Here is a 26,018-nt window from a genome sequence, read left to right as displayed (position 1 = left end):
CATGCCCGGAGAAATTCTCGACAACAGGGGCCGGGGCGCGTCGCAATGGCACTGGCCCTCGGTCCACCCGGAAGGCCGCAAGTTCGCGCTCATGGTCGGGGTCGCAAGTCTCGTGACCGCGTTGCTCGCCTGGGAAACGATCGCCTGGCCCCTCGCATTCCTGACACTCGGGGTGGCAGCGTTCTTCCGTGATCCCGAACGCGTCGTCCCGCAGGACGATCGGGCGATCCTTTCGCCCGCGGATGGCACCGTCACCCTGATCCGGCGCATGGCGCCGCCTGCCGAACTGATCGTGGACGACGGTACGTCCGGACGCGGACTGCCGGCGGGCGAAGTGACGCGCGTTTCGATCTTCATGTCGGTGTTCGACGTGCACATCAATCGCGCGCCCGTGGGCGGCACGGTGCGGCGCGTGGTCTATATCCCCGGCAAGTTCATGAACGCCGACCTCGACAAGGCGAGCGACGACAACGAGCGGCAGCATCTGCTGATCGAGCGGAACGACGGTACCCAGGTCGGCTTCACCCAGATCGCCGGTCTTGTCGCGCGGCGGATCGTGCCGTTCGTGAAGCCGGGCGACATGGTCGCGGCTGGGCAGCGCGTGGGCCTGATCCGGTTCGGAAGCAGGGTGGACGTCTATCTGCCGGCAGGCACGGACGCGAGGGTCGTGACCGGACAGACCGTTGTCGCAGGCGAGACGATCCTCGCTGAAATCGGGACGCAGCAATTGATCGAAGGGGTCAACCAATGATCGAGGGGAGACCGCGCATTGGGCCCAAGGCGGCCGAGGACGAAACGCCGCTCCCGCCGCGCGGCAGCGGCCAGCGCGGGCTGGCGATGCGGGCGGTGGTACCCAACGCGATCACGGCGGCGGCGCTCTGTTCCGGGCTCACCGGCATCCGCTTCGGCATTTCGGGCATGTGGGCCGAAGCGGTCCTGGCGATCATCCTGGCCGGGGTGCTCGACGGTATCGACGGCCGCATTGCCCGCCTGCTGAAGGCGCAGTCCCGCTTCGGTGCAGAGCTGGACAGCCTGGCCGATTCGCTCAGCTTCGGGACGGCGCCGGCGCTGATCCTGTTTCTCTGGTCGCTCAGCGACATGACGCGCCTGGGCTGGTTTGCAGCCCTTGCATTTGCCGTGTGCGGCGCGTTGCGCCTTGCACGATTCAACGCGCAGATCGACGTGACGGACCAGCCGCACAAGTCCGCCGGATTCCTCACCGGGGTCCCCGCCCCGGTGGGGGCCGGTCTTGCCATGCTGCCGATCTACCTGTGGATGGCGACGGGAGAGCCGATCTTCCGCGATCCCCGACTGGTGGCGCCGTGGACCGCGCTGATGGCGTTCCTGATGATATCGAACATCGCGACGTTGAGCTGGACCCTGATGCGCCCCCGGCGTGCGGTGCGGCTCGGCGTAATCGCGGTAGTGGGGATGATCTTCGCGGCGCTCCTGCTGGAGCCGTGGTGGACGCTTGCGGCGATCTGCATCGGTTATTTGGCGCTGATCCCCTACGCCTGGGCGCGGTATGCGCGGGTCAGGCGACAGCGCGCAGCCGTTCCGGTGAGCGCGCACCTTGGCGCTGACGCCGGCCCGCATTGACTGTGGCCGGCCGCAACGCCGGCATGCGCGCCATCTGCACCTGATCTTCGAAACGCACGACGATCTGGCGAAGCGAATCCTGCCGGTCCGCGTCCGCGCGGAGGTTCCTGGCCGCGTTCCACCCGCGCACTGCGGCATCGGCGATCGTGAGGAGGCTTGCGACGGCGATGGCGGCGAATGGCGCGATCAGGAACATGGTGGTCATGCGAAATTGCCCTTGCTGGCGTCACAACCATGTGAATCGGCTGTGGACACTTAGTGGAAATCGTCGATTCGGGGTTTGTTCCCCCGTCATCCGAAATGTTCCCTATTTGTTCCATGCCGTCAAGCCGCTTTTGGGACGAAACGCGTTAACCCTGCGTCAAATCGAGACTGGAAATCGACGGAACAAGTCGCTAGAGGGCGCGCCGTTCGATTCCACGATTCTGCATCGGCAGGCTTTCGTAATCGGGCAAATTCACATGGAAGGCACTGCATACCGGTGCCCGCAGCGGGCTCTCCGCACGGGTTCCAGCTTTCCAGAGGAACAACCGGAAAGGAAATACCTATGGCGGCACCTACCGTCTCCATGCAGCAATTGATCGAGGCCGGCGCACACTTCGGCCACCAGACCCATCGCTGGAACCCGCGGATGAAGCCGTACATCTTCGGCGCCCGCAACGGTGTTCACATCATCGACCTGTCGCAGACGGTGCCCCTGATGGCCCGCGCGCTGGACTTCATCCAGGACACGGTCCGCTCGGGCGGCAAGGTGCTGTTCGTTGGCACGAAGCGCCAGGCGCAGGATCCCATCGCCGAGGCGGCCCGTCGTTCCGGCCAGCACTTCGTCAACCACCGCTGGCTGGGCGGGATGCTCACCAACTGGAAGACGATCTCGGGCTCGATCCGCCGGCTCAAGACCCTGGAAGAACAGCTTTCGGGCGACACTTCGGGCCTGACCAAGAAGGAAGTCCTCCAGCTCACCCGTGAAAGGGACAAGCTGGAACTGTCGCTCGGCGGCATCCGCGACATGGGCGGGATTCCCGACGTCATGTTCGTGATCGACGCGAACAAGGAAGACCTCGCGATCAAGGAAGCCGGCGTGCTCGGCATCCCGGTCGTCGCGGTGCTGGATTCGAACGTCGACCCCAGCGGCATCGCCTTCCCGATCCCGGGTAACGACGACGCGGCGCGCGCCGTGCGCCTCTATTGCGACGCGGTGGCCGAAGCGGCCACCAGCGGCAAGGGCCGCCAGACGATGGATTCGGGCGAGGACTTTGGCGCGATGGCCGAACCGCCGGCCGAAGCCGACGCCGCTGCCGCCGCCGAGGCGTGAGAACGCTTCCAACCGGATACCGGAGCGTCGGGGCCCACTGACCCGGCGCCCGGCCTGCATTCAAGAAGGAACAATGACATGGCAGCATTTACCGCCGCCGACGTGAAGGCCCTGCGCGAGAAGACCGGCGCGGGCATGATGGACGCCAAGAAGGCGCTGGAGCAGAGCAACGGCGACATCGAAGCCGCCGTTGACGCACTGCGCGCCAAGGGCCTTGCCACGGCCGCCAAGAAGTCGAGCCGCACCGCGGCCGAAGGACTCGTCGGCGTGGCCGTCGATGGCACGAAAGGTGTCGCGGTCGAGGTCAACTCCGAAACCGACTTCGTCGCCAAGAACGACCAGTTCCAGGATTTCGTCCGCAAGGTCACCGAAGTCGCGCTGGCCGAGCAGACGGCCGACGTCGACGCGCTCAAGGCCGCTTCGTATCCCGACGGCGGCACCGTGACCGACAAGCTGACCGACAACGTCGCGACCATCGGCGAGAACCAGCAGGTCCGCCGCCTGAAGCATGTTTCGGTCACCAACGGTATCGTGTTCCCCTACGTCCACAACGCGGCCGCCGATGGCCTCGGCAAGATCGGCGTGCTCGTTGCGCTCGAGAGCGAGGCCGACAAGGCTGTGCTCGAGGACCTCGGCAAGAAGCTGGCGTGGCATGTCGCTGCTGCGTTCCCGCAGGCGCTCAACGCTGAAGGCATCGATCCGGCCGTCGTGGAGCGTGAACGTGCCGTTCTGCGCGAAAAGAATGCGGAGAAGATCGTTGGCAAGCCGCCCGAGATTGCGGAGAAAATTCTCAACGGACCGGTCGAGAAGTTCCTTCGCGAGAACGCGCTTCTCACGCAGGCCTTTGTGATGGACGGCAAGACGCCCGTTCAGGATGTCATCGCGGCTGCTGCCAAGGAAGCAGGCAAGCCTATCGCGCTAGTGGACTACGTCCGCTTCCAGCTCGGCGAAGGCATCGAGAAGGAAGAAAGCGACTTCGCCGCCGAAGTCGCCGCCGCGGTCAAGGGCTGAGCCCTACCCAGAACGCAGGCGGCCGTCGGAGCGATCCGGCGGCCGCTTTTCGTTGGCAGCTATGCCCTTGCCGCAAAAGGGCCGCGTCCTATAAGGGCGCCCATTCCCCCCGCCGTTCGACAGACGAGAATCCACTTTCATGGCCCTGCCGAAACTCAAGCGCGTCTTGCTGAAACTGTCGGGCGAGGTGCTGATGGGCACGCAGCAGGGCGGCATCGATCCCGCGTTTGTGATGGAACTGGCGCAGGAGGTTAAGGCCGCGAAGGACACCGGCCTGGAAATCTGCCTGGTCATCGGCGGCGGCAACATCTTTCGCGGCGTGGCCGGCGCGGCGCAGGGCATGGACCGCGCCCAGGCCGACTACATGGGCATGCTGGCGACCGTGATGAACGCGCTGGCGATGCAGAATGCGCTGGAACAGATCGGCGTGCAGACCCGGGTGCAGTCCGCGATCCAGATGGACACGGTGTGCGAACCCGTGATCCGCCGCCGCGCCGAACGCCACCTGGAAAAAGGGCGGGTGGTGATCTTTGCCGCGGGTGTCGGCGCGCCGTACTTCACGACCGATTCCGGTGCGGCGCTGCGGGCTGCCGAAATGAAGTGCGATGCCCTGCTCAAGGGCACCAGCGTGGACGGGGTCTATGACAGCGATCCCAAGCGCAACGCCGCCGCGGTCCGTTTCGACACCGTGACGTACGACCGCGTGCTGGCGGACAATCTCAAGGTGATGGACGCCTCCGCCGTGGCCTTGTGCCGCGACAACCAGATACCGATCGTGGTGTTCTCCATCCGCGAGCAAGGCAACCTTGCGCGCGTGCTGGCGGGCGAAGGCGTGCAGACGATAGTGCAGGGAAGCTGACAATGGCGAAATACGACAAGTCCGACATCGAACGGCGCATGAAGGGCGCGGTGGAAAGCCTGAAGGGCGACCTTTCCGGCCTGCGCACCGGCCGGGCCAACACCAGCCTGCTGGATCCCGTCGTGGTCGAGGTTTACGGCGCGATGATGCCGCTCAACCAGGTGGCCACGGTGTCCGCGCCCGAACCGCGAATGTTGAGCGTGCAGGTGTGGGACAAATCGAATTTGACCGCGGTGGAGAAGGGCCTCGCCAAGGCGAACCTCGGCCTCAATCCCATGATCGACGGGCAGACCTTGCGCCTGCCGCTTCCTGACCTGACAGAAGAACGGCGCAAGGACCTGGCGAAGATCGCCGGCGAATACGGCGAGAAGGCGAAGATCGCCATCCGCAACGTCCGCCGCGACGGCATGGAAGCGCTGAAGGACGACGAGAAGAAGAAGGACATTTCGGAGGACGAGCGCAAGCGCTCCGAGGACGACGTCCAGAAGATGACCGACAGCCACGTCGCCGAAACCGACACAGTTGTGGCGGCGAAGGTGAAGGAAATCCTCTCCCAGTGATGCCGCGGCGTTCCGGAGCGGCGTGATGACGGACGGGGACGCGGTCGCACGTCACGTCGCGATCATCATGGACGGCAACGGCCGCTGGGCCAAGGCGCGCCACCTGCCGCGCGTGGTCGGGCATCAGCGGGGGGTGGAAGCGGTGCGCAACCTCGTGCGCGCGCTGAAGGACACTTCGGTCGAGTGCCTCACACTCTATGCCTTCAGCAGCGAAAACTGGAAGCGACCGGAGGACGAGGTCGGCGACCTGATGAACCTGATGCGCAAGTTCGTGAAATCGGACTTGCCGGAATTCATCGCCAACGACGTGAAACTGCATATCCTGGGCGACTGGCGCGGGCTGGCGCCGGACATCGTCGCCATGCTGGAAGACGCGCTCGCTCGCACCGCCAATGGCTCGCGCACCCTGGCGGTCGCGCTCAATTACGGCGCGCAACAGGAAATCGCCCGCGCCGCGGCGAAGGCAGCCGCGGAAGGCGCGATCACCCCCGAGGCGATCGAGCGGCATCTCGACACGGCTGTCCTGCCGCCGCTTGACCTGTTGATTCGCACCAGCGGCGAAGTGCGCCTGTCGAACTTCCTGCTGTGGCAATGCGCCTATGCGGAAATGAACTTCACCGACGTGCTGTGGCCTGATTTCACCCCGGGGCACTTCGACCAGGCGCTGGCCGACTTTGCAAAACGGGAGCGGCGCTATGGCGGACGGTGAGCCCATGGCCACGGCAGTAAAGGCCAAATCCAGCGACCTGACGGTGCGCATCGTTTCGGCCGTGATCATGCTGGCGGCCGCCATCGGCGCGCTGGTGGCGGGCGGCGCGGTGTTCGATACTTTCGTGGTCGTCGTGGCGCTTGTCGCGCTGGTTGAATGCATCCTCCTGATCGTGCGGGCGACGCCCAACGTGCCGTTCCGACTGGCGGGCGTTCTTGCCGCCGCGCTCTATTTCGGCGTGGCCGCGGCCATATTGGCGGGGGCGGGCGACTTCCTGATCGTGCTGATCGTCGGCGTCACGGTGTTTACCGACACGTTCGCCTACTTCACGGGCCGGGCAGTCGGCGGGCCGAAGATTGCCCCGGCAATCAGCCCTTCGAAGACCTGGGCGGGCCTTATCGGCGGCATGGCGGGCGCAGCGTTGTGGGTGGTGCTTTGGGTCCTGGCCATCGACGGGGGCATCGTCGGCCCGCGCTTCGATCTCGGTCTTTCGCTTTCCGCAGCGAACCTCGGCCAGGCGGCTGCACTGGGAGCGATCCTGGCGGTGCTGGCGCAGGCGGGCGACTTCTTCGAAAGCTGGATCAAGCGCCGGGCAGGGGTGAAGGATTCCTCGGCGCTGATCCCTGGTCACGGCGGCGTGTTCGACCGGGTTGACGGCATGCTGCCGGTGGCGATCGCCGTCGGGTTCGTCGCATCCTGCCTCGCCAACTGATGCGCACGATCTCCATCCTCGGCGCGACAGGCTCGGTCGGGGCATCGACGCTCGACCTGGTTCGCCGCAACCCGAACCAATGGCGTGTGACCGCGCTGACCGCCAACGACCGGGTGGACGAGCTCGCGGCGCTTGCGCGGGAATTTTCGGCCAGGCTGGCGGTCGTTGCCGACGAGGCGTGCCTGCCCGCCCTGCGTGCGGCGCTGGCGGGAAGCGGTGTGGAGGCGGCGGGCGGCGCCCGCGCCCTGTGCGATGCGTCAGCCATGGGGGCCGATGTCACCGTGGCGGCGATCGTCGGCTGCGCCGGGCTGGGCCCGGTCATGGCGGCGATCGAGCAAGGGGGGACGATCGCGCTCGCCAACAAGGAAGCACTCGTTTCGGCCGGCGAGGTCATGACGGCCGCGGTCGCCCGGCACGGCGCCACTCTGCTCCCGGTGGACAGCGAGCACAACGCGATCTTCCAATGCCTCGCGGGCGGGCGGATCGAAGACGTTCGCCGGATCACGCTGACGGCCAGCGGCGGCCCCTTCCGCACCTGGGACGCCGCCCGGCTGGCGACGGCCACACCGGCGCAGGCGGTGGCCCACCCAAACTGGGACATGGGAGCAAAGATCAGCGTGGATTCGGCCACGATGATGAACAAGGGCCTCGAATTCATCGAGGCGCATCACCTGTTTCCGGTGGGGCTCGACCGCATCGCCATCGTCGTCCACCCGCAGAGCGTGATCCATTCGATGGTCGAGTATCGCGACGGGTCGACGCTGGCGCAATTGGGTCCGAGCGACATGCGGGTGCCGATCGCGAGCTGCCTTGCCTGGCCAGGGCGGATGGAAACGCCGATGCCGTCGCTCGACCTCGCCGCGATCGGCAGCCTGACGTTCGAGGCGCCGGACGAGGGACGCTTTCCCGCCACCCGCCTCGCGCGCGAAGCGGCGGCAGCCGGGGGCGCCGCGCCCGCCGTGCTCAACGCCGCGAACGAGGTGGCGGTCGCCGCATTCCTCGCCGGCAAGATTGCGTTCACCCGCATCGCGGTAATCGTCGAGCAGGCACTCTCGCGCATGGTACCGGCATCCGCGCCTGCAAGCCTTGCCGACGTGCTGGCGGTGGACCGGGAAGCGCGCGCCCGGACGCAGGAAATGCTGGAGCTTACCTGACTTGATCGAATCGCCGCCCTTCTGGCTCTACATCGTGGGGTTCATCCTGCTGCTCGGACCGCTGGTGACGGTGCACGAGTTCGGGCACTACCTGATGGGTCGCCTGTTCGGCGTGGGGGTCGAGGCGTTCTCGGTCGGCTTCGGCAAGGAAGTCGCCGGCTTCACCGACCGCCGGGGGACGCGCTGGAAGCTGTCGGCCCTGCCGCTGGGCGGGTATTGCCAGTTCAAGGGCGACATGAACCCAGCGAGCATCCCAGACGCGCGCACTGTGGCAGACCTGACCCCGGCGGAACGGGACGGCAATTTCCACCTTGCCCCGCTGTGGCAGCGGGCGCTCATCGTGCTGGCGGGGCCGCTCACCAACCTGCTGGTGGCGATCGGCATCTTCGCCGCCTTCTTCATGATCTACGGCAAGCCGGTCCAGGCCGATCCGGCGCAGACCAACGTCGTCCAGGCCTTCGCCGAAGGATCGGTGGCCAAGGCCGCCGGCGTGCGGGCGGGCGACCGGATCGTGGCCGTGAACAGCGAGCCGATCGGCGATTTTCGGAGCCTGACCGAACGCGTGATCATGAATCCCGGCGAGGCGATCGTCCTGGGCGTGGAGCGCGGGGGAGAGCGCCTGCGCATTCCGCTGACCATCGGCAGTTCGGTGGAAAGCGACAAGTTCGGCAACCAATCCCGCGTCGGACGGCTGGGCGTCGTCTCCAGCCCCATGCGGTTCGAGCCGGTTGGCCCGCTGGAATCCGTGCGCCTCGCGGCCGCGGAATGCTGGGGCCTGGTGCGCATGATGGTGGTCGGCATTGTCCAGATCGTCATCGGCGAACGGTCGGTGGACGAGCTTGGCGGACCGATCAAGATCGCCAAGTTCTCGGGCGAGCAGCTCAGCCTCGGGGCGCAGGCGTTCGTCGGGTTCGCGGCGCTGATCTCGCTTAATTTGGCATTCATCAACTTGTTGCCAATCCCCGCGCTCGACGGTGGGCACCTGGCTTTCTACGCGGCCGAGGCGGTTCGCCGGAAGCCGGTGGGCCCGCGCGGTCAGGAAATGGCGTTCCGCGCCGGCGTGGCGGTCCTCCTCGCGCTGATGCTGTTCGTTACGGTCAACGATATCCTGTCGCTCCCCGTTTTCGGGTGACGAGGGGGCGTCATGGAAGGGTTCTTGCGCGGCCAGCAAAGGCGTCGCGCCGCTTGATCGGGCAACGGCTATGGGGCAAGGGCGCACGCAGTGCTGCCGGTGCCGTCCAAGGTCCGCAGGCGGCGTGCGCGGGAAACCCGCAGGATAGTTTTTTGGACGGGAGTCCCATCTCGATGTTCGCAAGCGATTTCGCCGGTTCACGCACCCGGCCGGCCATGGCCCGACTGGCCCTGACCCTGATGTGCGGAACGGTGCTTGGCGGCATTCCCACCATTGCCCTGGCGCAACAGGCGCAGCCCGCGCCGGCTGCCTCTCCGACCCCGGCCGAAACGACTGTCGCGCCCCAGGTCGACACGATCCGGTCGATCTCGGTGGCGGGTGCCGAGCGGCTCGAACCCAACACGATCGTATCCTACATCCGCCTGCGCGTGGGCCAGCCTTACACCCAGGCCGCGGCCGACCAGGCGCTGAAGGATCTTTACGCCACCGAACTGTTTTCCAGCGCCAGCATCGTGAACAACGGCGGCGACGTGGTGGTGACCGTGGCGGAAAACCCGGTGATCAACCGCATCGTGCTGGAAGGCAACAAGCGGATCAAGAGTGACAAGATCCTGCCGGAGATCAAGCTTTCCGCGCGGCAGATCTTCACCCGGTCCAAGGTCCGCGCGGACGTCGCCCGCATCATCGAGCTCTACAAGCGCCAGGGCCGCTTCGCCGCCACGGTTGAGCCCAAGATGGTGCAGCTCAGCCAGAACCGCGTCGACGTGGTGTTCGAAATCAACGAAGGGCCCAAGTCCAAGGTCCGCGCGATCAACATCCTGGGCAACGAGGCGTTTTCCGACGGCGAACTGCGGTCCGAGATGGTCACGAAGACCGCGGCGCCGACCCGGTTCTTCAGCTCCAACACCAGCTATGACCCCGACCGCCTGGCGTTCGACCAGCAGAAGCTGCGCCAGTTCTATCTGACGAACGGCTACGCCGACTTCCGCGTGATCTCGGCCGTCGCGGAGCTGACGCCGGACAAGCGGGACTTCATCATCACGTACGTGGTGGAAGAGGGCGAGCGCTACAAGTTCGGCGATGTCTCCGTGCAGAGCGAGTTGCGCGATTTCTCCAGCGACGCGTTGACCAAGAACGTGCCGATGAAGGAAGGCGACTGGTACGACGCCAAGCTGGTGCAGGACACGGTCGAACAATTGACCGAGCTTGCCGGCACCTTCGGTTATGCCTTCGCCCAGGTGGAGGACGTGTACCGCCGCAACAAGGACGAGCGCACGATGGGCGTGAGCTTTGTCCTGAAGGAAGCGCCCCGCGTCTATGTCGAACGCGTGGACGTCAACGGCAATACGCTGACTCAGGACAAGGTGATTCGCCGCGAATTTCGCCTGGTGGAAGGCGATGCGTTCAACTCCTTGCAGGTGAAGCGCACCACCAACCGCATCAAGTCGCTGGGCTATTTCCAGGAAAGCTTCGAAGTCGCGCAGAAGGACGGGACGACGCCCGACCGGATCATCCTGGAAGCCAACGTCGAGGAACAGCCGACCGGGCAGTTGCAGCTTTCGGCGGGATTCTCGTCGATCGAAAGCTTCATCCTCGCCGCCTCGATCCAGCAGCGTAACTTCCGCGGGCGCGGCCAGACGGTGGGCCTGGGGGTCAACTATTCGCGCTATTCCAAGAGTGCGAACATCAGTTTCTCCGACCCTTATGTGTTCGATCGGAACATCTCGTTCGGCGCGGATATCTATCGCCGCGACCTGAACAGCTTCAACTACCTCAACAACGATCGCAATACGACGTTCGAACAGACCACGACGGGCGGCCAGCTTCGCCTGGGCGTGCCGCTGACGGAATATATGTCGCTGGTGGGCAGCTACACGCTCAACTTCGACAACGTCTCGCTGGACGAAAACCAGTTCTTCTCCGACCGCCTCGATCCGCCGAACTTCACGTGCGATCCGCTGCTGGCTGGGCGGTACCTGTGCGACGCGCTGGGCAAGCGCACCAGCTCGATCGTCGGCGCGACCATCGCCTACGATTCGCTCGACAGCCGACTGCGTCCGACCCGCGGCCGTTCGGCCTCGCTGACCGGTGAATTCGCCGGGCTTGGCGGTTCGGTGAAGTACGCCCGCCTGCGCGCGCGGGCCGCGCAATACTTCCCTGTAGGCGCGGGTTTCATCTTCTCACTTTCGGCTGAAGGCGGCGCGATCAAGGGGCTGGGCGGTGACGAGGTGCGCCTGACCGACCGGTTCTTCCTGGGCGAGCCGCAGTTTCGCGGGTTCGATATCCGCGGCGTCGGCCCGCGCGTGCTGCGGCGGCCGCTGATCGACGATCCCGACAGCACCGATCCGGCGGACTTCATCACCGTCACCGACCGCAACCGCGTGTCTGATGACGCATTGGGCGGCAACTATTATTACCTCGGCCGCGCGGAGCTGGAAATTCCGCTGGGCAGCGGCGCGCGCGAAATGGGCCTGCGTCCGTCGGTGTTCGTCGATGTCGGCGCGCTATGGGGCAACAAGTTCAGCCAGGCCGATGCGGAGAACAGCCCGTTCCCCGGCGGGATCAATTTCCCGCAGCGAGATGCGAACGGCAATCCCCTCTACACCCAGATCGTGTCCAATCCGGACGGCACGACGACGACCACGATCGTCACGTCGCCGACCAGCCCAAGCGGCGCGTCCAACACGCCGCTTCAGAACAACATTCCGCCCTTCCAGGAAGTTTACCTGGGCGATTCTCCCAGCCCCCGCGTGTCGGTGGGTGTTGGCGTGAACTGGAACTCGCCGTTCGGCCCGTTCAGGATCGATTTTGCCCAGGTGCTCTTGAAGCAGCCCGGTGATGACACCAAGCGCTTCACCTTCAACGTAGGAACCCAATTCTGATGAAGACCTATCTCAAGCCCCTGCTGGCCGCCGGTGCGGCCCTCGTCGCCGTCTCGCCGATCGTCGCCACGCCGGTTTCGGCGCAGATCGTGAAGGGCATCGGCGTCGTGAGCCTGCCCGCCGTGGTTGCCAATTCCAACGCTTACAAGACCGCGGAAACGCAGCGCCCCGTCACCTACAAGGCTCAGATCGACCAGGCGGAAGCCCGTCGCCTCGCGATCTCGAACCAGCTCCAGCCGCTGGTGACGAAGTACAACAACGACCAGCGCGCGAACCCCAACAACGCTTCCCTGGCGCAGCAGGCGGCGGCGATCCAGCAGATCAGCCAGGCCGGTCAGAACGAGATCCAGCAGCTCGTGGCGCCGGTCGCGCTCAGCCGTGCCTATGTGACCGAGCAGATCGAGGACAAGCTCGACGCCGCGGTGCAGAACGCCGCGCGCAAGAAGAACATCCAGCTGATCCTCGATCCCAGCTCGGGCGCGGTGCTCTATGCCGATGCCGCTTACAACATCACGCAGGACGTGCTGAACGAACTGAACACGCTGCTCCCCTCCGCGCAGCTCGTGCCGCCGCAGGGCTGGGTCCCGCGCGAGGTGCGCCAGCAGCAGGCCGCCGCCGCGGCAGCGCAGGGTGCGGCTCCGGCTGCGCCGACGCAGAACCCGCCGGCAACCACCGGCCGCTGATCGGAACGGCAGGGCCATGAGCGACGGCGAAACGAACGCGGGTGCGTTCGATATCCTCAAGGTGCTCAAGGCCCTGCCGCACCGCTATCCGCTGCTGCTGGTCGATCGGGTCAAGTCGATCGAGCTCGGCGCGCGGATCCATGCGGTGAAGGCGGTTTCGTTCAACGAACAGTTCTTCCAGGGGCATTTTCCGGGCCGGCCGATCATGCCCGGCGTGCTGCAGATCGAGGCGCTGGCCCAGGCGGCCGGCGTGCTCGGCATCGAGACGTTCGAGCTGGCAGGCACGGGCAAGCTGGTCATCTTCATGGCGATAGAGAACGCCAAGTTCCGCGCGCCCGTGGAGCCGGGCTGCCTGCTCGACCTCGAGGTTGAATTCGTCCGCAAGAGCAGCCGGGTGTGCAGGTTCAAGGGGCGCGCCAGCGTCGAAGGCCAGACGACCTGCGAAGTCGAATTCACCGCGATGATCGCCGACGCGCCTTCGGATTGACCGAACGCCCCATTAGGGCACCGGGGCAGAGAGACCCGCTTGCCAAGGCCGCGCGACCCGGCTAACCGCGCGCCTTTCCCACGACAGCTGGACCGGTCGGAACCGATCCGAAGCTACGGAGACTTGCCATGAAGGCCGATACGCACCCCGAATACCACACCATTACCGTCAAGATGACCGATGGCACCGAATTCCAGACCCGTTCGACCTGGGGCAAGGAAGGCGACGTGATGGCGCTCGACATCGATCCGACGAGCCACCCGGCGTGGACCGGCGGCAAGCAGCAGCTTCAGGAAGGCGGCCGCGTGGCGAAGTTCAACCAGCGTTTCGGCGGGCTCACGCTCAAGAAATAAGCGGTTCGTTCATCGCGGAACGTGCGAAGGGCGGCCCGGCAACGGCCGCCCTTTTCCATGTCAAAGAGAATTCTTAACTGCCGTCTTAACCCCACGGTTTCTCGCGATACCACTTGGTGATGACGTACTTGACCCCGCGGCGCACTTTCATGCCGTGGTGCAGGGTCGCCGGATTGGGGCTGCCGTCCGGTCGCCGGTTGTTCCAGGCGAGCAGCTTGCCGGCTTCGGGCTGGACGATCTTCTTCGCCGCACCGAACCGGGTGCCGCCGCCAGCCTCCACCGCGTTGAGGTAAACCATGAAGGTCCAGGTGCGCTGGCCCGCGATGGCGCAATATTTCTCCCAGTCCCGTCCGCCCGGTTCGAAGTAGTCGGTATGCGCCTTGAATTCCTGCCCCACGGCATAGCGCTGGCCCTGGACCGGTTCGCCATGGCGGGGATCGATCCGGTTGAGGGACAACAGCCGGTCCTCCAGCTGCCGGACGGCGGGCGCGGCGGGGTCGAGATCGCAGGTCTCGCTGGTCCGGAACAGTGCGTCGCCATTGTCGTCGGCGATCGTGGAGGGGCGCCGGCCCTGTTCGATGAGGGCGATCAGTTCGAGGCACAGGTCGGGGGGCAGGAACCGCTTCAGCTGGAACAGTTCGAGCTTCGCGAAGGGCGCGCGCTGCACACCGGTGGTGGCGCCCAGGATTTCGGCCGAGGATTCGCCGGGTTGAATCATGTCCGCGCCGACTAGGCGAAACGGGGGCGGGAAACAATCTTGCGCCGATGGGCCGCTGCCGCAGTTTTCGCTTTGCAAAGCGGGGCGGCTATGCAACAGGCGCAGCCCCCGCGGGATGCCGCTTGACGGGCCTTTTCAGGGGTCTATCTGCCCCGCCTCATGGCATGCATCGGGGCATGTGGCGATCGTAGCTCAGTTGGTTAGAGCGCCGGTTTGTGGTACCGGAGGTCGGGGGTTCGAGACCCCTCGATCGCCCCATTTTCCCCGTCGTGCGCACCGGGCTTTTCCGGCCTTGAACGGGGTATGCGATGACGGCTTTCTGGACCCAGGCGGACTATGACGGTCACGAGTTGATCGAGCTGGTCCACGACCGCGCTTCGGGCCTTACCGCGATCATCGCGATCCATTCCACGCACCTCGGCCCGGCGGCCGGCGGCACCCGCTTCTGGCATTATGCCGACCCCGCCGACGGCATGCGCGATGTCCTCCGCCTGTCGCGCGGGATGAGCTACAAGAACGCCATGGCCGGCCTGCCGATGGGCGGCGGCAAGGCGGTGATCCTGGCCGGACGCGATCGCCGCAAGACGCCCGAGATGCTGGCAGCCTTCGCCACGGCGGTCGAGGCGCTGGGCGGCCGCTACGTCACGGCCGAGGATGTGGGCATTTCGGAAGCGGACATGGCCGAAGTGTCCAAGCACACCCGCTTCGTTTCCGGCCTGCCGGTCGCGGCGGGCGAGGCGGGGGGCGATCCCGGGCCCTTCACCGCGATGGGCATCTACCACGGCATCAGGGCGGCGGTTGAGCACAAGCTGGGCAAGGCATCGCTCCAGGGCGTGCGGGTCGCGCTCCAGGGTGTCGGCAGCGTCGGCGGCGGCGTCGCCCGCCTGCTGGCGAAGGATGGCGCGCGGCTGGTCCTGGCCGACGTCGACGAGGCGCGGGCCGCCGCGCTCGCCCAGGAACTGGACGGCGAGTCGGTCGCCCCCGATCAGATCATGTCGGTGGCCTGCGACGTGTTCAGCCCCAACGCGCTCGGCGCGATCCTGGACGAAGAGGGGATCGCCCGGCTCGACTGCCCGATCGTGGCGGGCGGCGCGAACAACCAGCTTGCGCGGGCCGAGCACGGCCGCGTCCTGGCCGACCGCGGCATCCTCTACGCGCCCGATTACGTCATCAACGCCGGCGGGATCATTTCCGTGACGCTGGAATATCTCTGCCGCCGCGACAACACGCCCTGCGATATCAACGAGGTGCGCAAGCGCATCGCGCAGATTCCGGACCGGTTGCGGACCATCTGGCAGGAAAGCGACAGCACCGGCGTATCGGCCGACCAGGTTGCCGACCGCATGGCCCAGGCACTTATCGGCCGCTGACACGAACGGTTACTTGTCCGACCCTCCCGGTCCTGCCAAAGCGGAACGGACGGTTATCCCGATGCACGGCTTCGCCAATCCCAAACGCTTTCTCGGCATCGCGCGTCCGCTGACGCCGTGGCTGCTTGCCGCCGGCGTGCTGTTGACGGGCGGGGCGCTGCTCTGGGGCCTGACCCAGGTTCCGGCCGAGCGCCTTCAGGGGGAAACGGTGCGCATCCTGTTCCTGCACGTGCCCGCCGCCTGGCTGGGTATGGCGGGGTGGACCGTGATCGCCGGCGCCAGCGTGGCGGAGATCGTCTGGCGCCATCCGCTGTCCACCATCGCCGGCCGCGCCGCCGCCGTGCCCGGGGCATTCTTCACCGCGCTGTGCCTCGTCACCGGGTCCATCTGGGGCCGGCCCGCGTGGGGGACGTGGTGGGAATGGGACGGGCGCCTGACCAGCATGCTGGTGCTGCTGTTCCTTTACTTCGGCTACATCGCCCTTGCCGGGGCCGCGGCGCGCGAAGGCGTATCGAGCCGCATTCCGGCGATCTTCGGCATCGTGGGCATCGTCAACGTGCCGGTCATCCACTATTCGGTGCTGTGGTGGTATTCGATCCACCAGCCGCCCAGCCTGTCGATGGGCGGTTCCGCGATGGCATGGGACTTCCTGGTTCCGCTGATCGTGGCGACGGTCGGTTTCACCTGCCTGTTCGCGGCCGTCGTGCTGATGCGGATGCGGGCCCTGCTGGCGGACGTGCAGGCCGAGGCGCGCCTTCGCCGCCGCGCGCGCGAGGCCGCCTGATGCGCGAGAGCCTGGACCAGTGGCCGTTCGTCATCGCGGCCTACGCGATCGGCGTGATCGGGACGATCGTCCTGCTGACCTGGGCCTGGCTCGCCATGCGCCGGGCCGAGCGTCGCCGGGACGGGAGCGGCCGGTGAACGCGGTCAAGCCCAAGCACCAGCGGCTGGCACTGGTCGTCGCGGCGATGGTGGCCCTGATCGCCGCGGCGGTGATCGCCACGTGGGCGCTGCGCAGCCAGGCGAGCTATTTCTACGTGCCGAGCGAGATCGTCGCCGACCCGCCGGGCGCGGGGCGTTCCGTGCGGCTGGGCGGGATGGTCGAGAACAATTCCATCGTCACGCAAGGTGACGGCGTGACCATCGAATTCATCGTCGGCGACGGCAAGGCGCGCGTGCCGGTGCGGTTTTCCGGCATCGTGCCCGACCTGTTCGTCGAAGGATCGGGCGTTGTCGCGGAAGGGCGCATGCAGGCGAACGGCACGTTCTATGCCGACAAGCTGCTGGCCAAGCATGACGAGAACTACATGCCGCGCGAGCTCGACAGCATGACCGCTGCGGAGAGAGACGCCGCGGTGGCCGCGACCACCGAATGACGGGCAGCGCGGCATGATCGCCGAACTCGGGCTCGCGGCGCTGTGGCTGGCCGCCGCGCTGGCGGCGCTGCAACTGGTGGCCGGTGTGCTGGCCCTGCGCAGCGCGGGCAGCGACATCGCGGCCCTGGTCCGCCCGGCGGCGGTGGTGCAGGGTTTCCTGACCACGTTCGCGTTCGCCATGCTGGTCTGGCTGTTCGCGCGCACCGATCTGTCGGTGAAGCTGGTCGCGATGCATTCGCATTCAATCAAGCCGATGATCTTCAAGCTGGCGGGGGCCTGGGGCAACCACGAAGGGTCCATGCTGCTGTGGATCACCGTGATGAGCGCGGCGGGCGCATTGATCGCGCTGGCGGAGCGCCGCCTGCCGGAACGCACCATGCTGGCGACGCTCGCCGCACAGGGCTTCGTCGCGCTTGGTTTCTATGCCTTCCTGCTGCTGAGCTCCAACCCGTTCGAGCGGCTGCCCGTGCCGGCTTTCGAAGGGAACGGCCTCAACCCGCTGCTGCAGGACATCGGCATGGCGTTCCACCCGCCGACGCTTTACGTCGGATATGTCGGGCTGTCGGTTGCGTTCAGCTTTGCCGTGGGCGCACTGGTGACGCGGCAGGTGACGCCCGATTTCGCGCGGGCGATGCGCCCCTGGGTGCTGGGTGCGTGGATCTTCCTGACGCTGGGGATCACCGCCGGATCGTACTGGGCCTATTACGAACTCGGCTGGGGCGGCTGGTGGTTCTGGGACCCGGTGGAGAACGCCGCGCTGATGCCGTGGCTCGCGGCGACCGCGCTGCTTCATTCCGTCGGAGTGCTGGCGGCGCGTGATGCCCTGCGCGCGTGGACGATCATGCTGGGCGTCGTTGCGTTTTCCATGAGCATGCTGGGCACCTTCCTCGTCCGATCCGGCATTCTCACCAGCGTCCATGCCTTCGCGGTCGACCCGGAACGGGGCACGTTCATCCTTGCGCTGCTGGCGATCTACATCGGCGGTGCGCTGGCGGTGTTCGGCCTGCGCGCGGGCAGCGTCGCGGAAGGGGAACGGTTCGCGCCCGTCAGCCGCGAAGGCGCGCTGGTGGTGAACAACGTGCTGCTGTCGGCGATCCTCGGCGTCGTCCTGCTCGGAACTCTGTATCCGCTGATGACCGAGGCGTTTGGCGTGCGTGTCTCGGTCGGCCCGCCGTATTTCGATCCCGTCGGTGCGATCTTCTTCATGCCGATGATGGTGGTCATGGCGATAGGGCCGTTCCTGCGCTGGCGGCGCGACCGGTTGGCCCGGGTCCAGAGCCCGCTGATCCTGGCGGGCATCGTGGCCCTCGCGATGCTGGCACTCGCGCTGGCCCTGGCGACACCGCGCGTGCTGCCGCTGCTGGGGCTGGCGGTGGGCGCGGGGCTCGCCGCGGCGTCTCTCCTCGCGCTGCGGGGCCGCGACGTGCGCCGCCTGCCGCTCGCGACGTGGGGGATGGTGGTGGCGCATCTAGGCATCGCGGTGGCCGTCATGGGCATGGCGAGCGAGAGTGCCTTCACCAAGGAACGGCTCGCCGCATTGCGCGTGGGTGAAGCGGCCACGGTGGGGCCGTGGGAGGTGACGCTGCAAGAGGTGACGCCAGTCGCGGGTCCTAACTGGAACGCCATCGAAGGGGTGATGATCGCCCGGTATGCCGACGGTGCGCCGCGCCGGCTCGCCCCGCAGGCGCGCAGCTTCTGGGCGCCGCCGACCGAAACGAACGAAAGCGCGCTGGAAACCCGCTGGAACGGGCAGCTCTACGCCGTGCTCGGCAAGGCGGCGGACGGTGGCCGATGGCAGGTCCGGCTGTGGTGGAAGCCTTTCGTGACGTTGATCTGGTACGGCGGCGTCATGATCGCGCTGGGCGGATTGCTGGCGCTGATCGGGCGGGTCCGCGCCGATCTCAAGCGGCGTACCGTGCAGCGCAAGGCGGCTGAGCGGCGCGAGGGGATGGCATCGTGAAGCAGTGGCGCTTCTTCCTGCCGCTGGCGGTGTTCGCGGCCTTTGCCGGGCTGGCGGCCTACCAGCTCAACCAGCCGAAGGACGAATTCGTCCAGTCGGCGATGATCGGCAAGCCGGTTCCCGCCTTCGCCATGCGCGCCGCTTCGCCCGACCGGCCCGGGTTGACCCAGGCGGACCTTGCCGATGGCCGGCCCAAGCTGCTCAACATCTGGGCAAGCTGGTGCGTGCCGTGCGCCGCCGAAGCCCCGCAGCTCGCCGCGCTGGAGGCGCAGGGCGCGACCATCGTCGGCGTGGCGATCCGCGACCGTCCCGAAGACGTCGCCGCCTTCCTCGCCCGCTATGGCAATCCCTATGCCCGGATCGGCGCCGACGACCTGAGCGAGCTTCAGCTTTCGATCGGCAGTTCCGGCGTGCCGGAAACGTTCGTCATCGATGGCAAGGGAGTCATCCGGTATCAGCACATCGGCGACGTGCGGGCCGAACACGTGCCGCTGCTGCTCGATGAATTGCGGAAGGCCGGCGGATGAGGGCGGTCCTGGCCATCGTGCTGGTGCTTGCCGCCGTGCCTGCGTGGTCGCAGGACGCGGTGCCGCCGGCGCCCTATGCCTACCGCCAGCTGCCCGACCCGGCGCAGGAGGCGCGGGCGCACGACCTGATGGTGACGCTGCGCTGCCTCAAGTGCCAGAGCCAGACGATCGCCGACAGCGACGCGCCGATGGCCGGCGACATGCGGCACCAGGTGCGCGTGCGGATCGCGCGCGGGGAGGACCCGGCCGCCATCCGCGCCTGGATGATGGAACGCTACGGCGATTACGTCAGCTATGCGCCGCAGGTCAGCCGGACGACCTGGCCGCTCTTCGCCGGGCCGCTGGCCCTGCTGGCGATTGCCGGGCTGCTCCTGTGGCGGCGGCTGGGGCGCAAGTGGTCATGAGCTACATTCCCGTCATCCTGCTCGCGGCCATCGCCTTCGCCGTGGCGGCGTTCGTCCTGCGCCTGCCCCGGAGCGCATGGGCCCTGCTGGGTGCGGCGCTGGTGTTCGGGCTGGCAGGCTACGCGTTGCAGGGTTCTCCCGGCCAGGGAGGCGCCCCCAAGGCGCCGACGGCGGGCGAGGCGGACGCGGGGGTCGTGCTGGTCGAGGCGCGGCGCGAACTGTTCGGCCCGGCGCCTCCGTCGCGGTTCGTGACCGTGGCAGATGGTTTCGCCCGGCGCGGCCAGTTCACCGATGCCGCCGCGATACTCCGCGGCTCGCTGGACGAAAATCCCGACGATCCGGAAGCCTGGCTCGCGCTGGCCAACGCGCTGGTTCAGAACGCGGACGGGCAGGTTACGCCCGCCGCCGTGCTGGCGTTCGAGCGGGCGGAGCGGGCCGATCCCGGCAGTCCGGGGCCGGGGTATTTCCTGGGGGTCGCCCTCATCACGTCGGGTCGCCCGGCCGAGGCCCGCGCGCTGTGGGTGGACATGCTCGATCGTGCGCCGCCCGATGCGCCGTGGCGGGCGGGGCTGGCGGAGCGGCTCGCCCGGCTCGACATGCTGATCGCGCAGGCCGGCCGCCAGTAAATGCACCGCGCAAGCCCAGCGCGTTGCGGACCGAAATGGGCGGTGCTAATGGCCGCGGCCTTCACGGCACAGGTGGCGACTCGATGAGTCAGGCGTTCGCGGAAGGTGCGGCCGGTGAGAAACCGGTAAGCGCCAAGGTCAAGCTCGCAGTCGGTGCCATCGGCATCGTGTTCGGCGACATCGGGACGAGCCCGATCTACGCCTTTCGCGAAACGTTCGTCGGGCATCACCCGCTGACGCTCGACACCCTGCACATCATGGGCGTGGTCAGCCTGATCTTCTGGGCGATCACGATCATCGTGTCGCTGCAGTACGTCGCGATCCTGATGCACGCCGACAACAAGGGGCAGGGCGGCACGCTGGCCCTGGTGGCCCTGATATCGCAGAAGATTTCCGGCACCAATCGCGGGTGGATCGCGATCATGCTGGGCGTGTTCGCGACCGCGCTGTTCTATGGCGACAGCATGATCACGCCCGCGGTGTCGGTGCTGTCCGCGGTCGAGGGCCTGACGACGGTGGAGGCGCGCCTGGCGCCGTTCGTCATCCCGATCGCGCTGGCGCTGCTGATCCCGCTGTTCCTGCTCCAGAAGCGCGGTACGGCGAGCATCGGCAAGCTGTTTGCGCCGATCATGCTGGTCTATTTCTCGACCGTCGGCGTGCTCGGCATCATCCACATCGCGGATTATCCCGGCGTGCTCGCCGCGCTCAACCCGTGGTACGCGGTGCAGTTCTTCATGACCGACAAGCTGCTGGGGTTCCTCGCGCTGGGATCCGTCGTGCTCGCGGTGACGGGGGCCGAGGCGCTCTATACCGACATGGGGCATTTCGGGCGCGGCCCGCTGCGGATGGGGTGGTTCGGGTTCGTCATGCCGTGCCTGGTCCTCAACTATTTTGGCCAGGCCGCGATGATCCTCAGCCTGGAGGCATCGGCGGCTGCGGACGCGGTGCAGAACCCGTTCTTCCTGATGGCAAGCGAGACGTTCCGCCTGCCGCTCGTGCTGCTGGCGACCGCGGCGACGGTGATCGCCAGCCAGGCGGTGATCTCGGGCGCCTTTTCGGTCACGCAGCAGGCGATCCAGCTCGGCTTCGTGCCGCGCCTGTCGATCCTGCACACCAGCGAGACGGAGCACGGCCAGGTCTACATCCCGTTCGTGAACTGGGTGCTGATGATCGCGGTCATCCTGCTGGTGCTGACGTTCCGCAATTCGTCGAACTTGGCGGCGGCATATGGCATCGCCGTGACGGGCGCGATGCTGATCGACACCTGCCTGATGGCCGTGCTGTTCATGATGGTCTGGCGGTGGAAGCTGTGGATGACGATCCCGGTCGTGGCGGTGTTCTTCTTCGTCGACGGATCGTTCTTCGGCGCGAACCTCTACAAGGTGCCTGACGGTGGCTGGTTCCCGCTGGTGGTGGGGGCGGTGGCCTTCACGCTGCTGACCACCTGGGCCCGCGGACGCAGGCTGATGCGCGAACGGATGAGCGAGGTCGCCCTGCCGATCGCGATCTTTGCCAAGAGCGCGAAGAATTCCGCGACCCGCGTTCCCGGGACGGCGATCTTCATGGCCTCGACCGCGAACGGCGTGCCCAGCGCGCTGCTGCACAACATCAAGCACAACAAGGTGCTGCACGAACGCGTGGTGATCCTGACGGTCGAGATCGCGGACGTCCCGTATGTCGACCAGGCGGACCGTTACGAAATCCATGCCGTCAGCGACGGCCTGTTCCGGGTGAAGCTGCACTATGGCTTCATGGACGAAACCGACGTTCCCGCAGCGCTTGCCATGATGGACGAATGCGGCGGCATGTTCGACATGATGCACACCAGCTTCTTCCTCAGCCGGCAGACGCTGATCACCAGCAAGCGGCCGGGCATGGCGAAGTGGCGGGAAAAGCTGTTCAGCTGGATGCTGCGCAATTCGGCGACGGCGATGGAATTCTTCCGCCTGCCCACCAACCGGGTCGTGGAACTGGGCAGCCAGCTGGAAATCTGACCGCGCGTATCAGCCGGTCGGCGGCGGGGTCGTTTCTTCTTCCTGCAGGCCTTCGCTGGCCAGCCCGTGCTTCAGCAGCATGGGGATCTGGGTGAAGGTGAACAGGAAGCTCAGCGGCATGAAAACCCAGAGTTTCGCCCACAGCCAGTTTTCGAAGCTGAGCTGCGCGCGCAGCACTTCGTTGAGGCCGGCCAGGACGAGGAAGAACAGCCCCCAGTTGCGGCTGAGCTTCAGCCAACCGGCCTGATCGAGGCCTTCGAACGCGGTGCCCAGCAGCGTCTTCAGCAGCGCCTTGCCGCGCATCCAGCCGCCGATCAGCGCGACCGCGAACAGCACGTAGATCACCGTCGGCTTCAACTGGATGAAGCGTTCGTCGCGCAGCCAGATGGTCAGCGCGCCGAACCCCACGATGAGGGCGGTCGAAAGCCACAGCATGGGCGATACCCGCCCCAGCTTCCATTTCGACACGGCGAGCGCGACCAGCGCGGCGACGATGAACGCCAGCGTGCTCTGGACGACGGCGACGATCTGCGATCCCGGCGAATCGTCCCCCGGCGCGATCCATTTGTAGACCAGCAAGAATACGATGATGGGGCCATAATCGACCGCCACGTTCAACCAGCCTGACGGCTTTCGGGCAGCATCATCGGCCATCACGCCACTCCTGCAATGACACGCGCGACGAGATCCGCATCGAACGGGCGGAGATCGTCCATCTTCTCGCCGACGCCGATCGCATGTATCGGCAGGCCGAACTGTTCCGCCGCGGCGACCAGGACGCCGCCGCGCGCGGTTCCGTCGAGCTTGGTCATGACCAGGCCCGTGACGCCCGCGACATCGCGGAATGTCTCGATCTGGCTGAGCGCGTTCTGGCCGTTCGTCGCATCCAGCACCAGGATGACGTTGTGCGGCGCTTCGGGATTGAGGCGTCCCAGCACGCGGCGGATCTTGGCGAGTTCGTCCATCAGCTCGCGCTTGTTCTGCAGGCGTCCGGCGGTGTCCACGATCAGCGCGTCGATCCCGCGCGCAGTCGCGTCCTTGACTGCATCGAACACGATGGAGGCCGGATCGCCCCCTTCGGGCCCGCGAACGATGGGTACGCCGATGCGTTCGGCCCAGGTGGCGAGCTGGCCGATCGCCGCCGCGCGGAACGTGTCGCCCGCGGCCAGCATCACGCCGTAATCGTCTTCCTGCAACCAGTGGGCAAGCTTGGCGATCGTGGTCGTCTTGCCGCTGCCGTTCACCCCGATGACCAGGATGACCTGGGGCCGGGGGAAGGCGATGATTTCCAGGGGCACCGCCACGGGCCGCAGGATCGCGGCGATTTCCTCCGCCACCGCCTCCTTCAGCTGCGTTTCGGTGACGTCGAGGCCGAAGCGTTTCTCGGACAATCGATCGCGAATGCGCCGGGCGGCGGCCGGGCCGAGGTCCGACACGATCAGGGCATCCTCGACATCGTCGAGCGTCGCTTCGTCCAGCCGGGTCGTGCCGACCACGCCGCCCAGGTTCTGGCTGAGCCGTTCGGAAGTCTTGCGGAAGCCGCCGAACACGCGCTCCGTCCACGTGGGTTCGCTCATGCGAGCAGGCCTTCCTCGATGCGGTCAGGGATCATTGTCACGATGTCGCCGCGCCGCGTGTTCGCGGGCAGGCGCACCCGTGCGAAATTGGGCGCATGGCCCGTACCGTCAGCTTCGCACAACACGGCCGCCGGCTGGCCCAATTGGGTGCGCAGCCAGTTCGCGCGCGTATCGCGGACCGCCGCGCGCAGTTCCGACGCCCGCCTGCGGATCGTGAGCGGATCGACCTGCGGCATACGGGCGGCGGGGGTGCCAGGCCGCGGCGAATAGGGAAAGACATGGCCGTGAACGATACCGAGATCGCGCACGATCGACAGGTTCTCAGCGTGGTGCGCCGCGGTTTCCGTGGGGAACCCCGCGATCAGGTCTGCGCCCAGGGCAATATCCGGACGGCGCGCCTTCAGCCGGGTGGCCAGCGCCATGGCATCCGCGCGCAGGTGGCGGCGCTTCATGCGCTTCAGGATGAGGTCGCTGCCGTGCTGCAGCGACAGGTGGAGATGCGGCATCACGCGTGCCTCGCCACCGATCAGATCCTCCAGCAACGGGTCGATCTCCACCACGTCGACCGAGGACAGCCGCAGCCGCGGCAGTTCGGGGAAAGCGCAGAGAATCGCGCTGACCAGATCGCCCAGGCGCGGCCGGCCCGGCAGGTCGTGGCCCCAGCTCGTCAGGTCCACCCCGGTCAGCACCACTTCGCGCACGCCCGCGGCGATCACCGTCTCGACTTCGCGCAGTGCTCCGGAGATTGGCAGCGATCGCGCCGGGCCCCGCCCCTGGGGTATGATGCAGAACGTGCACGCGTGGTCGCAGCCGTTCTGGACGGCAACAAAGGCGCGGGTGTGTGCCCGTTCTGCCGGGCGCGGCGCGACCGGTGCGTTCCACGCGCGCGGATCGAGCTTGGCCGCATTGCTGACGATGCCATCCACTTCCGGCATCGCGGCCAGCATCGCGCGTTCGACTTCGGCCGCGCATCCGGTGACCAGCAGGCGCGCATCCGGCCTGGCGCGGCGGGCGCGCCGGATCGCCTGGCGGGTGTGGCGCACCGCCTCGGCGGTGACGGCGCAGGAATTGACGACCACCGTGTCGCGCGCTTCGGCGAGCACGGCACGGATGCGTTCGCCTTCCGACAGGTTGAGCCGGCAACCGAGGGATATGACCTCCATGGTCACGCGAACTTGCCCCAGTCGAAGCTGCCGCGAAAACTTTCTTCGGCAGGGCCGGTCATCCCGATGCGCCCGTCTTCGCCCCATTCGATATGCAGCGGACCGCCGGGGAGGAAGACCGTCGCCTCCCGCCCTTCGACCAGGCCCTTTCGCATCGCTGCGACCGCCGTGGCGCAGGCGCCCGTGCCGCACGCGCGCGTAAGGCCCGCGCCCCGCTCCCACACCCTCAGCACTATCTCGGCGGGGCCCGTCACCTGGCCGACCATGACGTTGATCCGTTCGGGAAACAGCGGATCGTTCTCGATCTCGGGGCCCAGCCGCTCCAGGGGAACCTGGTCCAGATCGTCGACGAAGAAGACCACGTGCGGGTTGCCGATGCGCAGCGCCATCGGGGATGCGAGGCCCTCCCACGCCACCGGCATCGCGGCGGTATCCATCGCGTAGGCCAGCGGGATATCCGACCAGCCGAACACCGGAACGCCCATGTCGACCCGGGCGCCGCTTCCCGACGGGGCGACCGTGATCGTGCCGCCCGCAGTCTCGACCCGCGCCGCCGCGCCATGGAGGAGGGCGACCGCGCGGCTGGCGTTGCCGCACGCTTCCACCTCGCCGCCGTCGGCGTTGAAGATCCGCATCCGGAAGTCCGCAGTATCGGCCGCCTCGAGCAGGATCAACTGGTCGCAGCCGATCCCCGTCCGCCGGTCGGCAAGCGCCCGCGCGGTGGCCGCGCCGATGGGCGGCAAGGATTCCGCGCGCCCGTCGAGCACGACGAAATCGTTGCCGAGCCCGTGCATCTTGACGAAAGGAACCCGCATAGGCGGCGGGCTCTATGCAAGGCCGGGCGCCG

General features: G+C 67.0%; 29 protein-coding genes and 1 tRNA gene. 24 read left to right on the top strand and 6 right to left on the bottom strand.

Translation table 11 applies throughout. The features are described from left to right. Window position 1 precedes the first annotated feature (1 nt). The gene (locus GRI40_RS04200; protein WP_160610185.1) at window positions 2-751 is read left to right on the top strand and encodes a phosphatidylserine decarboxylase; all 750 of its coding nucleotides are present in this window, start codon (window positions 2-4) and stop codon (window positions 749-751) included. Then, window positions 748-1,599: a CDP-alcohol phosphatidyltransferase family protein gene (locus GRI40_RS04195; protein ID WP_160610184.1), complete on the top strand. Its 852-nt coding sequence runs from the start codon at window positions 748-750 to the stop codon at window positions 1,597-1,599. Before GRI40_RS04200 ends, GRI40_RS04195 begins: the two co-directional genes overlap by 4 nt. Here GRI40_RS04195 and GRI40_RS04190 read toward each other — a convergent pair. Then, on the bottom strand, window positions 1,535-1,795 hold the full coding sequence (locus tag GRI40_RS04190; RefSeq protein WP_160610183.1) for a hypothetical protein: 261 nt from the start codon (window positions 1,793-1,795) through the stop codon (window positions 1,535-1,537). The genes GRI40_RS04195 and GRI40_RS04190 overlap by 65 nt on opposite strands. 351 nt (window positions 1,796-2,146) lie before the next feature. Between GRI40_RS04190 and rpsB the strand changes: the two genes are divergently transcribed. From rpsB to rpmE, 12 genes are all read left to right on the top strand, one after another. Continuing rightward, window positions 2,147-2,914, top strand: a complete 768-nt coding sequence (gene rpsB, locus GRI40_RS04185; protein ID WP_160610182.1) for a 30S ribosomal protein S2 — start codon at window positions 2,147-2,149, stop codon at window positions 2,912-2,914. 78 nt (window positions 2,915-2,992) lie between these two features. Then, on the top strand, window positions 2,993-3,925 hold the full coding sequence (tsf, locus tag GRI40_RS04180) for a translation elongation factor Ts (protein WP_160610181.1): 933 nt from the start codon (window positions 2,993-2,995) through the stop codon (window positions 3,923-3,925). Window positions 3,926-4,064: 139 nt separating this feature from the next. Next, window positions 4,065-4,784, top strand: coding sequence for a UMP kinase (gene pyrH / locus GRI40_RS04175; protein ID WP_160610180.1), 720 nt, complete (start codon window positions 4,065-4,067; stop codon window positions 4,782-4,784). 2 nt (window positions 4,785-4,786) lie between these two features. Continuing rightward, window positions 4,787-5,344: a ribosome recycling factor gene (frr, locus tag GRI40_RS04170; protein WP_160610179.1), complete on the top strand. Its 558-nt coding sequence runs from the start codon at window positions 4,787-4,789 to the stop codon at window positions 5,342-5,344. Window positions 5,345-5,369: 25 nt separating this feature from the next. Continuing rightward, window positions 5,370-6,053 (top strand): polyprenyl diphosphate synthase, encoded by a 684-nt coding sequence (gene uppS / locus GRI40_RS04165; RefSeq protein WP_160610178.1) that lies wholly within the window; start codon window positions 5,370-5,372, stop codon window positions 6,051-6,053. A 4-nt stretch (window positions 6,054-6,057) separates the two neighbouring features. Then, window positions 6,058-6,765, top strand: a complete 708-nt coding sequence (locus tag GRI40_RS04160; RefSeq protein ID WP_160610177.1) for a phosphatidate cytidylyltransferase — start codon at window positions 6,058-6,060, stop codon at window positions 6,763-6,765. Further along, a complete protein-coding gene (locus tag GRI40_RS04155; RefSeq protein WP_160610176.1) occupies window positions 6,765-7,919 on the top strand; it encodes a 1-deoxy-D-xylulose-5-phosphate reductoisomerase in 1,155 nt (384 codons plus the stop codon). Before GRI40_RS04160 ends, GRI40_RS04155 begins: the two co-directional genes overlap by 1 nt. 1 nt (window position 7,920) lies before the next feature. After that, on the top strand, window positions 7,921-9,051 hold the full coding sequence (rseP, locus tag GRI40_RS04150) for an RIP metalloprotease RseP (protein ID WP_202390133.1): 1,131 nt from the start codon (window positions 7,921-7,923) through the stop codon (window positions 9,049-9,051). Window positions 9,052-9,266: 215 nt separating this feature from the next. Further along, complete coding sequence (gene bamA / locus GRI40_RS04145) at window positions 9,267-11,933, top strand: outer membrane protein assembly factor BamA (RefSeq protein WP_237488992.1); 2,667 nt, start codon at window positions 9,267-9,269, stop codon at window positions 11,931-11,933. Then, complete coding sequence (locus GRI40_RS04140; protein WP_160610174.1) at window positions 11,933-12,616, top strand: OmpH family outer membrane protein; 684 nt, start codon at window positions 11,933-11,935, stop codon at window positions 12,614-12,616. The genes bamA and GRI40_RS04140 overlap by 1 nt, the downstream gene beginning before the upstream one ends. Window positions 12,617-12,632: 16 nt before the next feature. After that, window positions 12,633-13,103, top strand: coding sequence for a 3-hydroxyacyl-ACP dehydratase FabZ (gene fabZ, locus GRI40_RS04135; protein WP_160610173.1), 471 nt, complete (start codon window positions 12,633-12,635; stop codon window positions 13,101-13,103). 128 nt (window positions 13,104-13,231) lie between these two features. Then, window positions 13,232-13,456, top strand: a complete 225-nt coding sequence (gene rpmE, locus GRI40_RS04130) for a 50S ribosomal protein L31 (protein WP_160610172.1) — start codon at window positions 13,232-13,234, stop codon at window positions 13,454-13,456. An 85-nt stretch (window positions 13,457-13,541) separates the two neighbouring features. On the opposite strand, the gene GRI40_RS04125 is transcribed toward rpmE, so the two are convergent. Then, window positions 13,542-14,174 (bottom strand): prolyl hydroxylase family protein, encoded by a 633-nt coding sequence (locus tag GRI40_RS04125; protein ID WP_160610171.1) that lies wholly within the window; start codon window positions 14,172-14,174, stop codon window positions 13,542-13,544. Between the two features lie 181 nt (window positions 14,175-14,355). Here GRI40_RS04125 and GRI40_RS04120 point away from each other — a divergent pair. The 10 genes from GRI40_RS04120 to GRI40_RS04080 all read left to right on the top strand — a co-directional run bounded on the left by GRI40_RS04120 (window position 14,356) and on the right by GRI40_RS04080 (window position 22,431). After that, window positions 14,356-14,432: transfer RNA gene (locus tag GRI40_RS04120), tRNA-His, on the top strand. Between the two features lie 50 nt (window positions 14,433-14,482). Continuing rightward, window positions 14,483-15,544, top strand: a complete 1,062-nt coding sequence (locus tag GRI40_RS04115) for a Glu/Leu/Phe/Val family dehydrogenase (protein ID WP_160610170.1) — start codon at window positions 14,483-14,485, stop codon at window positions 15,542-15,544. A gap of 61 nt (window positions 15,545-15,605) precedes the next feature. Then, entirely contained in the window at window positions 15,606-16,328 is a 723-nt protein-coding gene (ccmC, locus tag GRI40_RS04110; protein WP_160611391.1) for a heme ABC transporter permease CcmC, read from the top strand. Further along, window positions 16,328-16,465 carry a hypothetical protein gene (locus GRI40_RS13645; protein ID WP_202390132.1) on the top strand — a complete coding sequence of 46 codons (138 nt, stop codon included), beginning with the start codon at window positions 16,328-16,330 and terminating at the stop codon, window positions 16,463-16,465. The genes ccmC and GRI40_RS13645 overlap by 1 nt, the downstream gene beginning before the upstream one ends. Next, on the top strand, window positions 16,462-16,920 hold the full coding sequence (gene ccmE / locus GRI40_RS04105) for a cytochrome c maturation protein CcmE (protein ID WP_337190488.1): 459 nt from the start codon (window positions 16,462-16,464) through the stop codon (window positions 16,918-16,920). Before GRI40_RS13645 ends, ccmE begins: the two co-directional genes overlap by 4 nt. A 13-nt stretch (window positions 16,921-16,933) precedes the next feature. Then, complete coding sequence (locus GRI40_RS04100) at window positions 16,934-18,880, top strand: heme lyase CcmF/NrfE family subunit (RefSeq protein WP_160610169.1); 1,947 nt, start codon at window positions 16,934-16,936, stop codon at window positions 18,878-18,880. After that, window positions 18,877-19,407 carry a DsbE family thiol:disulfide interchange protein gene (locus tag GRI40_RS04095; protein ID WP_160610168.1) on the top strand — a complete coding sequence of 177 codons (531 nt, stop codon included), beginning with the start codon at window positions 18,877-18,879 and terminating at the stop codon, window positions 19,405-19,407. The genes GRI40_RS04100 and GRI40_RS04095 overlap by 4 nt, the downstream gene beginning before the upstream one ends. Then, window positions 19,404-19,811, top strand: coding sequence for a cytochrome c-type biogenesis protein (locus GRI40_RS04090; RefSeq protein ID WP_160610167.1), 408 nt, complete (start codon window positions 19,404-19,406; stop codon window positions 19,809-19,811). The genes GRI40_RS04095 and GRI40_RS04090 overlap by 4 nt, the downstream gene beginning before the upstream one ends. Next, window positions 19,808-20,437, top strand: coding sequence for a tetratricopeptide repeat protein (locus GRI40_RS04085; protein ID WP_160610166.1), 630 nt, complete (start codon window positions 19,808-19,810; stop codon window positions 20,435-20,437). Before GRI40_RS04090 ends, GRI40_RS04085 begins: the two co-directional genes overlap by 4 nt. A gap of 83 nt (window positions 20,438-20,520) precedes the next feature. Continuing rightward, on the top strand, window positions 20,521-22,431 hold the full coding sequence (locus GRI40_RS04080; protein ID WP_160610165.1) for a potassium transporter Kup: 1,911 nt from the start codon (window positions 20,521-20,523) through the stop codon (window positions 22,429-22,431). 9 nt (window positions 22,432-22,440) lie between these two features. On the opposite strand, the gene GRI40_RS04075 is transcribed toward GRI40_RS04080, so the two are convergent. Genes GRI40_RS04075 through dapF form a run of 4 tightly spaced genes read right to left on the bottom strand, consistent with a single transcriptional unit; the run spans window position 22,441 to window position 25,986 of the window. Further along, complete coding sequence (locus GRI40_RS04075) at window positions 22,441-23,085, bottom strand: inner membrane-spanning protein YciB (RefSeq protein WP_160610164.1); 645 nt, start codon at window positions 23,083-23,085, stop codon at window positions 22,441-22,443. Beyond that, window positions 23,085-24,008, bottom strand: a complete 924-nt coding sequence (gene ftsY / locus GRI40_RS04070; protein ID WP_160610163.1) for a signal recognition particle-docking protein FtsY — start codon at window positions 24,006-24,008, stop codon at window positions 23,085-23,087. The genes GRI40_RS04075 and ftsY overlap by 1 nt, the downstream gene beginning before the upstream one ends. Then, window positions 24,005-25,171: a MiaB/RimO family radical SAM methylthiotransferase gene (locus tag GRI40_RS04065; protein WP_237489081.1), complete on the bottom strand. Its 1,167-nt coding sequence runs from the start codon at window positions 25,169-25,171 to the stop codon at window positions 24,005-24,007. Before GRI40_RS04065 ends, ftsY begins: the two co-directional genes overlap by 4 nt. Before the next feature lie 2 nt (window positions 25,172-25,173). Further along, a complete protein-coding gene (dapF, locus tag GRI40_RS04060; protein WP_160610161.1) occupies window positions 25,174-25,986 on the bottom strand; it encodes a diaminopimelate epimerase in 813 nt (270 codons plus the stop codon). Window positions 25,987-26,018: the final 32 nt, after the last annotated feature.

Origin of the sequence: Tsuneonella aeria (assembly GCF_009827495.1) — a bacterium.
In the GTDB taxonomy this organism is placed as follows: domain Bacteria; phylum Pseudomonadota; class Alphaproteobacteria; order Sphingomonadales; family Sphingomonadaceae; genus Tsuneonella; species Tsuneonella aeria.
The sequence above is the reverse complement of the archived record's forward strand: the minus strand, read 5'-3'. Positions and strand labels throughout refer to the sequence as shown.

Bases quoted from the DNA above. Each gene is read 5' to 3' on its own strand.
- GRI40_RS04200 (WP_160610185.1), top strand. From the start codon at position 2: ATGCCCGGAGAAATTCTCGACAACAGGGGCCGGGGCGCGTCGCAATGG.
- GRI40_RS04195 (WP_160610184.1), top strand. From the start codon at position 748: ATGATCGAGGGGAGACCGCGCATTGGGCCCAAGGCGGCCGAGGACGAA.
- GRI40_RS04190 (WP_160610183.1), bottom strand. From the start codon at position 1,795: ATGTTCCTGATCGCGCCATTCGCCGCCATCGCCGTCGCAAGCCTCCTC.
- rpsB (WP_160610182.1), top strand. From the start codon at position 2,147: ATGGCGGCACCTACCGTCTCCATGCAGCAATTGATCGAGGCCGGCGCA.
- tsf (WP_160610181.1), top strand. From the start codon at position 2,993: ATGGCAGCATTTACCGCCGCCGACGTGAAGGCCCTGCGCGAGAAGACC.
- pyrH (WP_160610180.1), top strand. From the start codon at position 4,065: ATGGCCCTGCCGAAACTCAAGCGCGTCTTGCTGAAACTGTCGGGCGAG.
- frr (WP_160610179.1), top strand. From the start codon at position 4,787: ATGGCGAAATACGACAAGTCCGACATCGAACGGCGCATGAAGGGCGCG.
- uppS (WP_160610178.1), top strand. From the start codon at position 5,370: ATGACGGACGGGGACGCGGTCGCACGTCACGTCGCGATCATCATGGAC.
- GRI40_RS04160 (WP_160610177.1), top strand. From the start codon at position 6,058: ATGGCCACGGCAGTAAAGGCCAAATCCAGCGACCTGACGGTGCGCATC.
- GRI40_RS04155 (WP_160610176.1), top strand. From the start codon at position 6,765: ATGCGCACGATCTCCATCCTCGGCGCGACAGGCTCGGTCGGGGCATCG.
- bamA (WP_237488992.1), top strand. From the start codon at position 9,267: ATGGCCCGACTGGCCCTGACCCTGATGTGCGGAACGGTGCTTGGCGGC.
- GRI40_RS04140 (WP_160610174.1), top strand. From the start codon at position 11,933: ATGAAGACCTATCTCAAGCCCCTGCTGGCCGCCGGTGCGGCCCTCGTC.
- fabZ (WP_160610173.1), top strand. From the start codon at position 12,633: ATGAGCGACGGCGAAACGAACGCGGGTGCGTTCGATATCCTCAAGGTG.
- rpmE (WP_160610172.1), top strand. From the start codon at position 13,232: ATGAAGGCCGATACGCACCCCGAATACCACACCATTACCGTCAAGATG.
- GRI40_RS04125 (WP_160610171.1), bottom strand. From the start codon at position 14,174: ATGATTCAACCCGGCGAATCCTCGGCCGAAATCCTGGGCGCCACCACC.
- GRI40_RS04115 (WP_160610170.1), top strand. From the start codon at position 14,483: ATGACGGCTTTCTGGACCCAGGCGGACTATGACGGTCACGAGTTGATC.
- ccmC (WP_160611391.1), top strand. From the start codon at position 15,606: ATGCACGGCTTCGCCAATCCCAAACGCTTTCTCGGCATCGCGCGTCCG.
- GRI40_RS13645 (WP_202390132.1), top strand. From the start codon at position 16,328: ATGCGCGAGAGCCTGGACCAGTGGCCGTTCGTCATCGCGGCCTACGCG.
- GRI40_RS04100 (WP_160610169.1), top strand. From the start codon at position 16,934: ATGATCGCCGAACTCGGGCTCGCGGCGCTGTGGCTGGCCGCCGCGCTG.
- GRI40_RS04090 (WP_160610167.1), top strand. From the start codon at position 19,404: ATGAGGGCGGTCCTGGCCATCGTGCTGGTGCTTGCCGCCGTGCCTGCG.
- GRI40_RS04085 (WP_160610166.1), top strand. From the start codon at position 19,808: ATGAGCTACATTCCCGTCATCCTGCTCGCGGCCATCGCCTTCGCCGTG.
- GRI40_RS04080 (WP_160610165.1), top strand. From the start codon at position 20,521: ATGAGTCAGGCGTTCGCGGAAGGTGCGGCCGGTGAGAAACCGGTAAGC.
- GRI40_RS04075 (WP_160610164.1), bottom strand. From the start codon at position 23,085: ATGGCCGATGATGCTGCCCGAAAGCCGTCAGGCTGGTTGAACGTGGCG.
- ftsY (WP_160610163.1), bottom strand. From the start codon at position 24,008: ATGAGCGAACCCACGTGGACGGAGCGCGTGTTCGGCGGCTTCCGCAAG.
- GRI40_RS04065 (WP_237489081.1), bottom strand. From the start codon at position 25,171: ATGGAGGTCATATCCCTCGGTTGCCGGCTCAACCTGTCGGAAGGCGAA.
- dapF (WP_160610161.1), bottom strand. From the start codon at position 25,986: ATGCGGGTTCCTTTCGTCAAGATGCACGGGCTCGGCAACGATTTCGTC.